Below are 13,210 nucleotides of genomic sequence, written 5' to 3'. Positions count from 1 at the left end.
TTAAGCGGAGATTAGGGCTCCGCCGTTTCCGGCTCCTTATCGCCGATTTCATCTAGCCGTTCGATGGCGTCGATCAAAAGACCGATACGCTCTTGTTCGGTCTTGAGGCGAGATTTCAACGTGTCGCATTTTCGCCGGATAGCGTGGTCGGCGTCCTGAAGTGGTTGCAACCGCTTCAGGGCTCTGGTGGCATCGATCAGCGAAGTCTGGTGTTTGCGCAGCGCCTCCTGCGGGTCTGAGTCCGTGCCGAGCTGGACGACGGAGCGATATTCGACCTCTCCGCGATAATCAAACGCCTCGACGATTTCGTAACAAATTTTCCCACCGATCAATTTACGCCGCACCTGCATGGCGCAACCTATCGCGTTCCACGGACGGGTCAAATGCCTAGCTAGGGAGTTGGCGACGACTTGTGCCTTGCGCTATGTTGGCCGCGCCCCGTTGGGCAAAATTAGAATTAACAGGTGGAACGGTATGAGACGCAGCACTGAAAGAATTTTAACCACCCATGTAGGCAGTCTGCCGCGTCCCGATGACGTGATGGATTTCCTCGTCACCAAAGATGCCGGCGAACCTTACGACCATGCCGCCTACGATGCCTGCATGCGCCGTGCCGTGCACGACGTCGTCGCCGAGCAGGTTGCGCTCGGCATTGATGTGGTGAGCGACGGCGAAGCCAGCAAGCCGGGCTATGCGACCTATATCCAGGACCGTCTTACCGGCTTCTCCGGGGAGAGCCCGCCGATCCATTTTGCCGATCTTGCCGGTTTCCCAAAATACCGCGTGCGTATGGGCCAGGCAGCAGCGGTGCGCCGCGTGGTTCGCGCGCGCTGCACCGGCCCGGTGGCTGTGGGCGACACTTTGGCGCTGGAAACGGATCTGGAAAATTTCCGCGACGCGCTGGACGCGGCGGGAGCGCAGGAAGGCTTTCTCAACGCCGCGTCGCCAGGCGTCATCGCGATATTCCAGAGCAATGACTATTACCCCACCCACGAGAAATATCTCGCCGCCTTGGCTGCCGCGATGAAAGAAGAATATACCGCCATCGTGCGCGCCGGATTTTTGCTTCAGGTGGATTGCCCCGACCTGGCCATGGGCCGCCATGTCTCGTTTAGCGATATGACCGACGCTGAATTTGTCAAACAAGCGGAACAGAACATCGAGGCGCTGAACGAGGCGTTGTCGGATGTTCCCGCCGAATCCGTGCGTATGCATATCTGCTGGGGAAATTACGAGGGTCCGCATCATTGTGATATCGGGCTGGAAAAGATTTTGAATATTATCGTCAAAGCCAAGCCTTCAGCGATTTCAGTTGAGGCCGCCAACCCGCGCCACGCGCATGAGTGGGCGGTGCTTCAGGAGTTTGGTCTGCCCGACGACAAAATTCTTATCCCCGGACTGATCGACAGCACGTCGAACTATGTCGAACATCCTGAACTGGTGGCTCAGCGCATCCAGCGGTTCGCTGAAATCATCGGCCGTGAACGCGTGATCGCCGGGGTTGATTGCGGGTTTGGCACCTTCGCCGGCATCGGCAAAGTCGATCCCAAGATTTGCGATCTCAAGCTTAAGGCGTTGGCCGAAGGCGCGGCGTTGGCGTCGGAGCGGCTTTGGTAGACGCTGTTAGTAAACTGTTTAGCAATTGGAGTTAATTTGGTCGGACGATAATCTCGGCGGGGGTCAACAGCCCGGGATAAAGTTTCATGATTTCATCACGTTTTGCGGCCGTCTTCGCCGCCGCTACCCTTGTCTTCTCCTGCTCAGCATTTGCCGCTTCAAATAATCTCGAAAGCGCGCTAAACAGCTCGGCCTCGCTTTACGCGCAGGGCCGTTTTCAGGAAGCCATTCCTCACGCCAAAGAAGCACTTGCCATCGCAGGGCGGGAAATGAGCGTCGAAGATGTCGCCTATGCCGAAGTGCTCGACAATCTGGCCGCTCTCTACGAGGCCGAATTGGACTACACCGAGGCTCGTCCGCTCTATCGCCGTGCCCTTGATATTCGCCTTCAGAAATACGGGCCCAAGCATCCGGAAGTGGTAAACAGCTTGATCAATCTGGCCTTGATCTATGATGCGCTCGGCGATTATAGCGCCGCTCAAAAGTTGGACGCGCGCGCCACCGTGATCATAGAGGCCAGCAATCGACGGGATTAATTGGCCAGCGCTTCCCGCTTGGCATCGCTGAGAGCCTTCGCTGGCCTATCCGCGAGCCGGAAGATGCGTCGCGAACCAGGCGCCGGTTTCCGCCATCACTTCGCTGAAAGCGGGCTCGGTATAGACGTCGTAATGGCCGTAGCCGTTCAGGGTCACGAGTTTTTTTGGCTCGCCGGCAAGGGCGAAGAGGTTTTCTGATTGCTCCGGCGGCACCAGCCGGTCGTCATCCGTCGTGATCAGCAGAAGCGGCCGGGGGGCGATTTTGTCGACCACCCAATCGGCGTGAAAGCTCAAGGTTTCATCGACAAATTCGAGCGGCAGGGTGTTGATTGCCGCCGGGTTGGCGCGCCGGGCTTCGGCTGAAAGTTCCGCGGAGGCGCGGTCCTGCAGCAATATTTCGTCGCGCTCGATTATTTCTGATTCGCCGGTCAGGGCTCGCCTAGTGCGGTCTGCCGCCGAGCGTTCCAGCAGGTCGATCCACTCGTCGGGACGGCGCACGCTGCGCATCCATTTCTCACCTTGCCCGACGCCAACCACACTGACGACGCAGCCGACGCGGGCGTCCAGGGCGGCGGCCCAAATCACGGTGGCGCCGCCATAACTCGTGCCGTACAGGCCGAGACGGTTGTCGTCGACCGCTTTCTGCGCGGCCAGGAAGTTGAGTGCGGCATGGCTATCGGCCACGCGGCTGAACGGCGCCAAGCGATGGCGCGCGCCTTCGCTCTCGCCCCAGCCCTTATAATCGAAGATAAGTACGGCGTAGCCGGCTTGGCGCAACCACTCGGCATTGTCCGGTAAAAACAGATCTTTGACGCCGGTATAGCCATGGCAAAGGACAATGCCGGCGCGCCGATCATCGGCGCCCGCGCCGTCGGGAAAGAATAGATCGCCCTGTAATTTCACGCCTTCGCTATAGAAGGAAATCGCCCGCCTGCTCATATCGTTTGCGTCCCCGCGCCGGTTTTCAGAATTACATAATGTGCGCCGAAGAGGCTGCCCGCGGCAAGCGGCAGGCGCTCAGACCCCCATGAGTTTGGCGGCACGGCGCCGGGCTATGGCGATGCCCAACCCAGGCCGATCTCGGCTATGCGGATCTGCTTCGCCGCGCGAAACGGACGTCCAAAAGAACCACTTCATGACAGCGCGATGCTGGCAAAGAGGAAGCACAGCGCTGACGCCAGAGACCCGAGCGTTCGGGCGTGATTCCACCGCGTCCACACCGCGCCGTATATTTTCCAATAGTTAACGCTCTCCTCGGCGAACGGGTCCATGTGACTCAGACGGTTGTTCATGGGAACGTTGTAGAACATCGTTACGAGAACAACGAAAACCAAGTATATCGCCGCGCCTGCGATAATCAGAAGTGATGTCGGGGCGCTCAGGTTAAAATATGCATAGCCTGCGAGCGCGACCGAAGCTGGGGCCATGCCCAACAGCATCACCAAGAACCACGTTCGAACTACCTTCCTGTTGATCATCTGCATTGCCTCGATGCCACTGGCAGGGCGGGCAGCGACAAGCGATCTCATGATAAAGTCCGAAAAGGACAGGAAGACCCCGGCAACAAGCCCGCTGCAGATGCCAGCAGCGAGACACGCATATACAATCCAATCATCAGGCATCTGTTTTTCCTTTGTGTGGTGATTGAAGTCGGTCGAGATTCTCCGAACTTGTTGATATTTGTGCTTCGAGCCCGCCAATGTCGAAAAACTGACTCTCGGTCACTCGGCGGTACTCTCCGAGCAGCGCTATCGTCCCGGCGAGGGGCATCAGCGCGTTCATGCCGCCACCTTCCAAACGCCCGAATCAGCGATCTGGCGGGCATATTCTGCGAAGTCTTTCGGCTCCCGCCCCAACGCTCTACGGACGCCGTCGCACACAAAGGCGTTCCGACCATCGAGCACGGTGGAAAACAGGTAATTCAGCAGCCACTGAATGTCATCGGGCGCGCCAGATTTGGCAATACCCGCCGCAAAGGCCTCCTGCGGAATTTGGCTATATCGGAGCTCGCGTCCGCTAGCTCGGGCAATCTCTTCCACTGCGTCCGCAAAGCTCAGGAGTCGGGGTCCGGTGACCTCGTAGATTTGGCCGACATGACTGTCCTCGGTCAACGCGGCGACTGCGACATCGGCTATATCGTTAACGTCGACAAACGGCTCCCCGACTTCTCCGGCGGGTAACGTAATCTCGCCGGCCAATACCATGTCGAGAAACGCGCCTTCGGAGAAATTTTGGTTAAACCAACTTGCGCGTACGACGGTCCACTCAATGCCCGAGTCCTGGACCATGCGTTCGCATAGTTGTGCTTCCTGTTCTCCGCGGCCGGACAGGAGAACCAGACGTTGGACCCCATGCGCCACGGCTTTTTCGACAAAGACGCGGATGTCATCCGTCGCGCCTTGGATGGCGAGGTCGGGGGCATAGTTGACATACGCTGCCGTCGCGCCTTCGAGCATTGCGTCCCAGCTACGCCGATTGCCCCAGTCGAAGGACGGGTCGCCGGCCCGAGACGCGATACGTGTCGGCACGCCGCGACGTGTGAGCCGCTCTACAACGCGGCGGCCGGTCTTGCCGGTCCCTCCGAGAACGAGCGTGGGTGACTTAGATCGAGTGGGGTTGTTCATATCGTCATTCATGGCCATTGTTTTCTCTCCTGCTTGACACTGTGTAAAGTTGACACCGTGTCAAATGGGGCTACATTGACATGATGTCAAGTTCAAATGTCGAAACCCGAGGAAAAATCTTGAAAGCCGCGTGGAAGCTGCTCGAAGCTGAACCCGGCAAAAGCGTTCGCATGAGTGATATTGCGAAGGAAGCAGGGATAAGCCGGCAGGCGGTGTACTTGCACTTTGCAACGCGTGCGGAGCTGCTCGTCGCGACCGCACGCTATCTGGATGAGGTCAACAACGTCGATGAGGGGCTCGCTGCAAGTCGAACCGCGTCAACGGGTGTGGAGCGATTGAATGCGTTTATCGAGGCGTGGGGAAACTACATTCCGAAGATTCATGGCATCGCCAAAGCGTTCCTTGCAATGCAAGACACTGATAATGCGGCGGCGATTGCCTGGAACGATCGTATGCAGGCTGTTCGCGAGGGCTGTGAAGCGGCAATAAAGGCGCTCAAGAAAGACGGCACGCTAACTTCCGACTACTCCACGAACCAAGCAACGGACATTTTGTGGACAATGCTTTCCGTGCGCAATTGGGAACAGCTCACGGGCGGCTGCGGCTGGCCGCAGAAGCGCTATGTCGATACGATGAAGCTTCTTGCCCGGCGAACGCTTGTCGCCGAATAACGTCGGGCGAATTCCCCATGTGGGCCCAGGCTCGGTCTCCAAAAGCGCGGATAGAGTACGTCAGGTTTTTGGAAATCATCAACCAGCGATTACAAGCCTTGGGGTTCGATAGTTGAAGATACCGGACCTGACTATGGCCTGCAGGCGCGCCGGCCCGGCTAAGACGACATCGGGCGGCCGGCGCCGTTTCTCAGCCGCTGCCGAATGTGATGCCTTGCGCCAACGGTAGGTCCGATGAGTAGTTGATGGTATTGGTGGCGCGGCGCATGTAACCCTTCCAGGCTTCGGTACCGGATTCGCGCCCGCCGCCCGTTTCCTTCTCGCCGCCGAAGGCGCCACCGATTTCGGCGCCGCTCGGGCCAATATTGACATTGGCGATGCCGCAATCGCTGCCTTCCGAAGACAGAAAGCGCTCCGCCTCGCGCATATCATTGGTGAAGATGCAGGACGATAGCCCCTGTGGCACCCCGTTATGCATGGCAATCGCTTCTTCAAAAGTGCCATAGCGCATGACGTAAAGAATTGGCGCGAAGGTTTCCTCGGCGACGATTGCCGTTTGCCCTGGCATTTCGGCAATCGCCGGGGTGACGTAAAAACCCTGCGGATAGTCCGCCTGGAGCACCCGTTCGCCACCGGGTACCGTGCCGCCTTCGTTACGCGCACGCGTCAACGCCACTTGCATGGCATCAAAGGCCCGCGCATCCATGAGCGGTCCAAGCAACACGCCATCGTCGAGCGGCGAGCCGATCGGAACGCCGGCATAGACCACCTTTAAGCGCGCCACCAAGTCGTCGGCGATTTTGTCCTGTGCGATCAGCCGGCGCAGCGAAGTACAGCGCTGTCCGGCAGTGCCGACAGCACTAAAGGTGACTGCCCGCTCGGCCAGCGCCAAATCTGCGCTTGGTGCGACGATCATGGCGTTGTTGCCACCGAGTTCCAACAGCGTGCGGCCGAAGCGCGCCGCGACCCGGGGCGCTACTTCCCGACCCATCACGCAGCTCCCCGTAGCGCTCACCAAGGCCACCCGCTTGTCATCCACCAACGCCGCGCCAACTTCCTTGCCGCCGATCAGAACCTGCAGCAGATTCTCTGGCAGTTCGCCGTCGAAGCGCCCGGCGGCGCGTTCGAACAGACGTTGGCAGGCAAGAGCGGTGAGCGGCGTCTTTTCCGAGGGCTTCCACACCACCGGGTCGCCACACACGATGGCGAGAGCAAAATTCCATGACCACACCGCGACGGGAAAATTAAATGCGCTGATCACGGCGCAGACGCCGAGCGGGTGCCAGGTTTCCATCATCCGGTGACCGGGCCGTTCCGAGGCGATGGTTAGGCCGTATAGTTGGCGCGACAGACCGACCGCGAAGTCGCAAATATCGATCATCTCCTGCACTTCGCCCATGCCTTCCTGAAGGATCTTGCCGCTCTCTAGCGTCACCAGTCGCCCGAGCGCCTCCTTGTGAGTGCGCAATTCTTCGCCCAGCAAGCGGATTAATTCACCGCGGCGCGGCGCCGGCACCGCGCGCCAGGCAACGAAGGCGGCTTCCGCGGCGGCGACCTTGCGAGCGGCCGAGGCAGCGTCATCGCTCGTCACGCGGGCGATTTCGCTGCCGTCTATGGGCGTAAAGACCGCCCGATCGCCGCCTTGGCGGCAGTCCGGCTGTAGGTCGAGGGCGGCGAATATGCTGTCCAAATCCATAACGTTTCTCCATTAAAACCAGGCGTCAGATTATATCGAATGCGGGTACGGCGGAACCGCGATATCCTGTCCGTTCAGGCAAGATAACCAAAGAAGACGACATGGCAAAAAAAGGCGAGATGAGAATTTCTGTGTGGCAATTCGTGCGCATCATGGTAGCGCTCGAAGGCCGCCGCCCGCGCCCCAGCGTCTATGCGGCGTGGGAGGGGGCTTGGCGCGAGCTCGACACCGAATTAACAAAACTCGGGCGCACCGATCATGCCGCCTATTCCGATCTCATGATGAATCAGGAGGTCGTTCTTGAGCTCGGTAGCGACAAACACCGGGGCGAGGTCATCGCGGTATTGAGACGCATCACACAGGACATGAAGCGGCAGTTGCGTGTTGCCAGCGGCGGGGCAGCGGACCGTCGCAGCTTGAAGTTCGAATTGGCCGAATTGGGCGAACTCAACAGATCCCTTAACCGCGACTCGCCCTCGCCTCGGCAATCGGGTTAGAATAGCCGTCGAGATCAAGTTCAGAGGCGAACATTATGGCAAAGGCGGACGCGGAAGATTCTGCGGCAACGCTCGAACAATTGGCGGCAACCGACCTTGAGCTGGTGCGCGTTATTGAAGACCTGATCCGAGTATTGGCGGATCGCGATATCATCGATGAGGGCGCACTGCCAATCCGCATCCGTCGCCTCTTGCAGCGCCGGCACGAATTGCGCAATTCGCTCCCGCACTAGAAAATAATTCATCCATACATCAGTGAAACGATAGCCACCGCGGCGATTATGCCGACCAAATCGGCGGATAGCGCGGGAATCAGCGCGTAGCGGATGCGACGGATTTGCACCGCGCCAAAATAAACCGCGAGCACATAAAACGTGGTTTCGGTCGAGCCCTGAAGGGTGGAGACCAGATAGCCGGTATAGCTGTCCGGACCGGTATTTGGATCGTTGATGATTGACGCCAAAATACCGTAGGCGCCCGATCCTGAGAGCGGGCGCAACAGCGCCATGGGAAGGGCTTCCGCAGGCATGCCGATATGCTCTGTCACTCTGCCGATCGGCGCGATGATGTATTCCAAGGCGCCGCTCGCGCGGAACATGCCGACCGCCACCAGGATCGCCACGAGATAAGGAATGATCCGGAACGCCACCTGAAAGCCCTCGCGCGCACCTTCGACAAACACTTCATAGATGCGCACCCGGCGCGCCATGCCGAAGCCGAGCAGCAACAGCATCAGGCCGGGAATAATCCAGGGCGCGATTTCACGGCCGTAAAAAACCGTGAGCGGAATGAAGCCGGCGATCCCGCTGAGAACCAAATAGGAGACATAAGCAGGATAGGGGCGGGCGGTGGCGCGCTCTAGTTGCTCTCCGTCGCCGATTTCCTGGCCCTCCGCCACGCCACCAAGGTCATCAAATTCATCCGTAGTGGAAGCCTCCGCCAGGGCCGCTTTTCCCGCCTGTGGCGGTTCCGCTGTGGCGGGCGGAAACCAGCGGATGCAGAGCTTGGCGACGATGATCGCTGTGGCGGTCGAGCAGATCGTGGCGACAAGTGTGGTTGGCACGATGCCGGCGGGATTTTCCGAGCCCGAGGCGGCGCGGAGCGCAATCACTCCTGTCGCCAGCAAAGTTACGCTCGACGTGTTAATCGCGAGAAAGAGAATCATGGCGTTGCTCGCCGTGCCCTTAACTGGGTTCAATTTATCTAACTGCTGCATCGCGCGGATGCCGAAGGGCGTTGCAGCGTTGCCGAGACCCAGCGCATTAGCCGACATATTGAGGATCATGGCGCCCATCGCCGGATGCTCGGGCGGCACCTCGGGAAAAAGCCGCACCATCATCGGGCGGACTAGGCGGGCGATGATCACCAACAGGCCGCCGCGTTCGGCGACCTTCATCAAGCCGAGAAATAGCGCCATCACGCCGACCAAGCCGATGGCGAGAGTGACGGCGTCGCTGGCCGAGGCGATCATCGCCTGTCCCAACACGTCCATCGGCACCGCGCCGCCTTCAGCGCCGGCCAGCCACGGCAGGTGCCGCACCGCCGCGGTTGCGAAGGAAATGAGGACGAGGGCGAAGAAAATTCCGTTCAAAGCGCGGGCTCCCCGGAGCGGACGGCACGAATCGAGCCGCCCACCGCAATGCTCGGCGTTTTCGCTCGCAATGAAAAGCCCCGCGCCTCACCGCGCCAGGCAAAAATCCTTTAGGGCTTTGCGCCGTTTCTGGCAGCTTGGAATTTGTGGCGCAAATTGACCATGGCCACGCCGGCAAACACCAACGCCAATGCGGCCCATATCCACAGACTATGCCGCTCGTCGAACAGCACCACGCCCCACCCGACTGCCACGAGCGTGACGATGAGGGCGACTTGGCTGAAATAGACCGGGCCGGCGCGACGCAACAGGACAAAATACATATGAAAGGTGAGCGCCGCCAAAACCATATGCACCAGGATCAGGCCGTCGGCTAAAGCGAAACTCCGCCACAGCGGATGAAAGGTGTCGGTTGCGAGCGACGCAGGCAACAGCATCAGGCTGGAGGTCATCATCATGCCGGTGGCGACATGCATCGAATCCATTTGAGGCGGATGAAATTTCATCGCATAGACAGAATTGAGCGAATAGAAAAACGGCGACAAAAAAGCCAAAATGACGAAAGGAATCATATCCGGGCGCGGTAGGCTGCCGGCCGGCAGAAGCACCAGCAACGCGCCTGCGAAACCAAGGCCAATACCCATTGCACGGCGCCAATCAAAGCCTTCTAACCGGGCGGCAAGCGAAAGCAAATAGGTAAACAGCGGCACAGTGGTAATCACCAGCGCGACGATCCCGGTCGGCAGATTGGACAGCGCATAAAACAAATTGGTCGTCGGAATTGCACTCCCCAGGGCTCCGACGACGACATAGTGGCGGAGATGCGCCTTGCTAATAGGGGGCGGCCGGCCGCGCGCCAGGCAAACGGCCAACAGAATAACCGCCGCGCCAGAGGTCTGCCAGAACGCATAGCCCAGTGCCGGCACACCCGCCATGGTGATGACCTTGGCCATTGCAGTGATGCTGCCCCAGAGAGCCCCGAGCGCGAGCAACATCAACAGCGACAACCCAAGCGAGGCGTGCACGGGGGAGCCGCCAAGCGGCATTGAATTTGTGGAAGTCATCGGGCGCGAATGTGGCACTCCTGGCCGGGTGCTGTCGAACGCAAACGCGTCGCGTCCGGAAAAATAGGCCAATTTGGCCCGACTGAGGTCGGCGGGTTATTTGGGGGCGAAGATGAAATCGCCGCCGTCATGGCCGGCCAGGCGGATGTCTGAGTATATCGGGGTTTGGTTGGCGTTCAGCACCACTGATTTGCGCACCGGCGCGAACAGTTCATTCGCTTCGATGATCTCGGTATTTTCCTGCAACGCGCCAAGCAATGCCGCCGCAAAAACCGAATGGCCACCCGACCCCGCATCCGCCACCGGCTCCAATCCGCCCGACGCCAGCGCCGTCCGGGAGCGCTTCTCGACGACGCGTTTCAGCCAGTCGCGGCGATCTTCCCAGGTCTCCAGATCGATCGAAGCGGCGCGGACCAGCGTGCCCGAGTAGCAGGAATCGGCAATCACCAATATGTGGCGCGCCGGTATCGCCTTGAGCATGTCCGTGATGTCGTCGTTCGACACCCAATTCGCTGAATTGCTTTGCTCCGCTTCGACCGGCAACCAATAGCCGCGCTCGGTCACCGGATCGATGACACCGTGGCCGGCGTAATAAATCAACAGGTTGGTATCGTAAGCGAGATTGGCGCGGAGTTCGCTCATGGCGCCAATCACATCATAGCGCGTGGCATTGATCAGTGTGGTAACCGTAAAGCCGTAGCGATCTTCCAGCACGCGGGAAACCGCTTCAGCATCGGCGACCGCGGTTTTTAATTTCGGCATGTTTAGATATTCATTGTTGCCGATAACCAAGGCGTGATAACTGCCGAGCGCTAAATCAAGCTGCTTGCGCTCAACGTCGATACGCTTCTCGGCCTTGTTGCCCCATTCGTCGGTGGCTCTGAACGCAAACTTATTGATGCCGATCGTGAGGCGCTCGCGGATGCGGAAACTGCCATCCGAACCAAGCGTGACGCGGCGTTCATTGACGAACATTTCGACGATCGCGGAATCGTCGGAAACACTGCCCGCGATATCGATTTCCCGGTCCTCCGTTACTAGCTTGGGCGGCAGATTGATACGCGGTGCTTGCTTATCATCATTCTGCTGGCCCAGCGTGGCGATTTGGCTTTCTTTGGGCGGGCTGTCGGCCACCGCCATATTCACCGGCGCGCGACGGGTGATACGGACGCGCTGCTCAGCTTCATTGCCCCATTCGTCGAGCGCGGTAACTCGGATTTCGCTGACCCCCACCGGCACGCCGCGGCGGATGGAAAAGGCGCCGTCCGCACCAATCGCCACCGAACGTCCATCGATCCTAAGGTCGACAATGCGCGAGACGTCGACGACGCCGCCCCAAATGTCGATCGCGGCCTCGTCTGTCTCCAAATTTTCGGGCAGGGATATCATTGGCGCAGCATTGTCAGTAACGATGTTCTTGTCCGCGCTGGCCTCGCGGTTGGTGGATTCTCCCTGGGCGCGCCGCGTGACTACGATACGGCGCTCAGCACGGTTGCCCCATTCGTCGAGCGCCGCGATCACCAGCTCGCTTTGTCCTAGTGCCACACCGCGCTGAAGACGAAAGTTGCCGTTCGCTTCCAGCGGCGCGGCGGCGCCATTTACCGTAAATTCGACGATCGCCGAGGCGTCGCTGACCCGTCCTGCAAGCTCGATAACCGGCTGTTCGGTGGTCATATCGCCCGGCGCGTCTATCACCGGAGATACTTGATCCGCCGGTGCAGAAGCCGGTGCGGCGGCAATTTCATCCTGCGTTGACGCAGCCGCAGCCTCGTCTAATGCAACTTTCCAACTGCCGCTGCATTCCGCCCCTTGAAATTGACCCTTACCCTCATGGTCCGAAAAGCTGCCGCGCATATTTAAAAAGCTGCCGCGCATATTTAAGATGACGGGCCCGCGCAGGCGCCCATCGGATATGCGCCCCTTCCGGTCGATATAACCGGAAATGGTGTAGGTGCCGTCGCCCTCTCCTTGGCCACGCACAATCACCTGGCCAGTCATGTCACCGCCTTGGATCACGATCTCCATGGGCGCGGTTACCCCGGCGCAATCGAGAATGACTCTGCCGTTCCAGTGCCCTTCAAAGGCCATCACGGCCTCGGAATTTGCGGCGGTCGCGCGGCTCAATCCGCCGACCGCCATAACGCCCGTTGCCACAATAAGGGCCGCCGCCAAGTCTCGGTAATTCATCAGAATTATTCGCTCCCCGCGCCAATGCCCGCATAGACTAACCCGGGTGGCGTCAAATAAAAGCCATTCCCGTCACAGTCTCGCCATTCCGCGCCCTCTTGCCCCGTTCTCCGCAGGGTGCAATATAGACAGAAGCGCGCACGCCACTCGGAGCGCCCTTAGCTCAGTTGGATAGAGCGACGGCCTTCTAAGCCGTAGGTCCCAGGTTCGAATCCTGGAGGGCGCGCCAATTATTTCAATGGGTTAGCGGAATTGGCGGTAAAAGTTTTAGGCTCAGTTTAGGCGGCCCTTTAGGCTTTGCGCTGGCTCTGCGAGCATTTATACAACCTAAGGATTGAATTACGGTAGAATAACCACAAATCGGTCGATTCGGTCGCAAGAGCAATACAGGCCAAGACAATTATGGCAGTAAACACCTCTCAAGATACTCACCGACAATTGGTCACCGAGCCGGTGTATTCGTGGACATTAGGGCTGATGGCATACGCCATCGTTGAAGACCAAAAATACGAATGGATAGCTCATCTAAAGAAAACCGAGGATCGAGAACCCACACCTGCGGAAATCGAAAACTGGTTCCGCAGTCGAACGCCAGAATCGTTTACTCGTGCGGTAGCTGACGCTGAACATGCTCTTCAACTCGTTGCTGACGACGCCCTAGCCCGGATTATTCATGACGGCCACCGGATTTGAGCGGGGCGAGCGGTAGCGGCCGGGTTTCCGACGG

The 13,210-nt window shown here is 59.1% G+C and carries 15 protein-coding genes and 1 tRNA gene; 7 read left to right on the top strand and 9 right to left on the bottom strand.

Features of this window, described 5'->3' with window-relative positions:
* Positions 1-11 precede the first annotated feature (11 nt).
* On the bottom strand, positions 12-350 hold the full coding sequence (locus O3A94_13535) for a hypothetical protein (protein ID MDA1357273.1): 339 nt from the start codon (positions 348-350) through the stop codon (positions 12-14).
* A gap of 124 nt (positions 351-474) precedes the next feature.
* Between O3A94_13535 and O3A94_13530 the strand changes: the two genes are divergently transcribed.
* Positions 475-1,617, top strand: a complete 1,143-nt coding sequence (locus O3A94_13530) for a cobalamin-independent methionine synthase II family protein (protein MDA1357272.1) — start codon at positions 475-477, stop codon at positions 1,615-1,617.
* 86 nt (positions 1,618-1,703) lie between these two features.
* Entirely contained in the window at positions 1,704-2,153 is a 450-nt protein-coding gene (locus tag O3A94_13525) for a tetratricopeptide repeat protein (protein MDA1357271.1), read from the top strand.
* 45 nt (positions 2,154-2,198) lie between these two features.
* Here O3A94_13525 and O3A94_13520 read toward each other — a convergent pair whose 3' ends face one another.
* The 4 genes from O3A94_13520 to O3A94_13505 form a co-directional block, all read right to left on the bottom strand.
* Entirely contained in the window at positions 2,199-3,092 is an 894-nt protein-coding gene (locus O3A94_13520) for an alpha/beta hydrolase (protein MDA1357270.1), read from the bottom strand.
* 194 nt (positions 3,093-3,286) lie between these two features.
* The gene (locus O3A94_13515; GenBank protein ID MDA1357269.1) at positions 3,287-3,775 is read right to left on the bottom strand and encodes a DUF1772 domain-containing protein; all 489 of its coding nucleotides are present in this window, start codon (positions 3,773-3,775) and stop codon (positions 3,287-3,289) included.
* A complete protein-coding gene (locus O3A94_13510; protein MDA1357268.1) occupies positions 3,768-3,935 on the bottom strand; it encodes a hypothetical protein in 168 nt (55 codons plus the stop codon). Before O3A94_13510 ends, O3A94_13515 begins: the two co-directional genes overlap by 8 nt.
* Positions 3,932-4,795: an NAD(P)H-binding protein gene (locus O3A94_13505; GenBank protein ID MDA1357267.1), complete on the bottom strand. Its 864-nt coding sequence runs from the start codon at positions 4,793-4,795 to the stop codon at positions 3,932-3,934. The genes O3A94_13510 and O3A94_13505 overlap by 4 nt, the downstream gene beginning before the upstream one ends.
* A 65-nt stretch (positions 4,796-4,860) precedes the next feature.
* Here O3A94_13505 and O3A94_13500 point away from each other — a divergent pair, with 65 nt between their 5' ends.
* Positions 4,861-5,448, top strand: a complete 588-nt coding sequence (locus O3A94_13500) for a TetR/AcrR family transcriptional regulator (protein MDA1357266.1) — start codon at positions 4,861-4,863, stop codon at positions 5,446-5,448.
* A gap of 190 nt (positions 5,449-5,638) precedes the next feature.
* On the opposite strand, the gene O3A94_13495 is transcribed toward O3A94_13500, so the two are convergent.
* On the bottom strand, positions 5,639-7,144 hold the full coding sequence (locus O3A94_13495) for an aldehyde dehydrogenase family protein (GenBank protein MDA1357265.1): 1,506 nt from the start codon (positions 7,142-7,144) through the stop codon (positions 5,639-5,641).
* A 101-nt stretch (positions 7,145-7,245) separates the two neighbouring features.
* Between O3A94_13495 and O3A94_13490 the strand changes: the two genes are divergently transcribed.
* Entirely contained in the window at positions 7,246-7,641 is a 396-nt protein-coding gene (locus O3A94_13490) for a hypothetical protein (protein ID MDA1357264.1), read from the top strand.
* Between the two features lie 35 nt (positions 7,642-7,676).
* Positions 7,677-7,874: a hypothetical protein gene (locus O3A94_13485; protein MDA1357263.1), complete on the top strand. Its 198-nt coding sequence runs from the start codon at positions 7,677-7,679 to the stop codon at positions 7,872-7,874.
* Positions 7,875-7,882: 8 nt separating this feature from the next.
* On the opposite strand, the gene O3A94_13480 is transcribed toward O3A94_13485, so the two are convergent.
* The 3 genes from O3A94_13480 to O3A94_13470 form a co-directional block, all read right to left on the bottom strand.
* Positions 7,883-9,232 carry a spore maturation protein gene (locus O3A94_13480; protein ID MDA1357262.1) on the bottom strand — a complete coding sequence of 450 codons (1,350 nt, stop codon included), beginning with the start codon at positions 9,230-9,232 and terminating at the stop codon, positions 7,883-7,885.
* Between the two features lie 110 nt (positions 9,233-9,342).
* Positions 9,343-10,257 carry a DMT family transporter gene (locus O3A94_13475; GenBank protein MDA1357261.1) on the bottom strand — a complete coding sequence of 305 codons (915 nt, stop codon included), beginning with the start codon at positions 10,255-10,257 and terminating at the stop codon, positions 9,343-9,345.
* Between the two features lie 135 nt (positions 10,258-10,392).
* Positions 10,393-12,483: a caspase family protein gene (locus O3A94_13470; GenBank protein ID MDA1357260.1), complete on the bottom strand. Its 2,091-nt coding sequence runs from the start codon at positions 12,481-12,483 to the stop codon at positions 10,393-10,395.
* A gap of 152 nt (positions 12,484-12,635) precedes the next feature.
* On the opposite strand from O3A94_13470, the gene O3A94_13465 reads away from it, so the two are divergent.
* Both O3A94_13465 and O3A94_13460 read left to right on the top strand, forming a co-directional pair.
* Positions 12,636-12,712 (top strand) — tRNA-Arg (locus O3A94_13465).
* A 173-nt stretch (positions 12,713-12,885) separates the two neighbouring features.
* Positions 12,886-13,176: a hypothetical protein gene (locus tag O3A94_13460; GenBank protein MDA1357259.1), complete on the top strand. Its 291-nt coding sequence runs from the start codon at positions 12,886-12,888 to the stop codon at positions 13,174-13,176.
* Positions 13,177-13,210: the final 34 nt, after the last annotated feature.

The organism is Pseudomonadota bacterium (genome assembly GCA_027624955.1).
GTDB lineage: Bacteria > Pseudomonadota > Alphaproteobacteria > UBA828 > UBA828 > PTKB01.
Note: the sequence above shows the minus strand (reverse complement) of the source record. Positions and strands in the feature narration are given on the sequence as shown.

Bases quoted from the DNA above. Each gene is read 5' to 3' on its own strand.
- O3A94_13535 (MDA1357273.1), bottom strand. From the start codon at position 350: ATGCAGGTGCGGCGTAAATTGATCGGTGGGAAAATTTGTTACGAAATC.
- O3A94_13530 (MDA1357272.1), top strand. From the start codon at position 475: ATGAGACGCAGCACTGAAAGAATTTTAACCACCCATGTAGGCAGTCTG.
- O3A94_13525 (MDA1357271.1), top strand. From the start codon at position 1,704: ATGATTTCATCACGTTTTGCGGCCGTCTTCGCCGCCGCTACCCTTGTC.
- O3A94_13520 (MDA1357270.1), bottom strand. From the start codon at position 3,092: ATGAGCAGGCGGGCGATTTCCTTCTATAGCGAAGGCGTGAAATTACAG.
- O3A94_13515 (MDA1357269.1), bottom strand. From the start codon at position 3,775: ATGCCTGATGATTGGATTGTATATGCGTGTCTCGCTGCTGGCATCTGC.
- O3A94_13510 (MDA1357268.1), bottom strand. From the start codon at position 3,935: ATGAACGCGCTGATGCCCCTCGCCGGGACGATAGCGCTGCTCGGAGAG.
- O3A94_13505 (MDA1357267.1), bottom strand. From the start codon at position 4,795: ATGGCCATGAATGACGATATGAACAACCCCACTCGATCTAAGTCACCC.
- O3A94_13500 (MDA1357266.1), top strand. From the start codon at position 4,861: ATGTCAAGTTCAAATGTCGAAACCCGAGGAAAAATCTTGAAAGCCGCG.
- O3A94_13495 (MDA1357265.1), bottom strand. From the start codon at position 7,144: ATGGATTTGGACAGCATATTCGCCGCCCTCGACCTACAGCCGGACTGC.
- O3A94_13490 (MDA1357264.1), top strand. From the start codon at position 7,246: ATGGCAAAAAAAGGCGAGATGAGAATTTCTGTGTGGCAATTCGTGCGC.
- O3A94_13485 (MDA1357263.1), top strand. From the start codon at position 7,677: ATGGCAAAGGCGGACGCGGAAGATTCTGCGGCAACGCTCGAACAATTG.
- O3A94_13470 (MDA1357260.1), bottom strand. From the start codon at position 12,483: ATGAATTACCGAGACTTGGCGGCGGCCCTTATTGTGGCAACGGGCGTT.
- O3A94_13460 (MDA1357259.1), top strand. From the start codon at position 12,886: ATGGCAGTAAACACCTCTCAAGATACTCACCGACAATTGGTCACCGAG.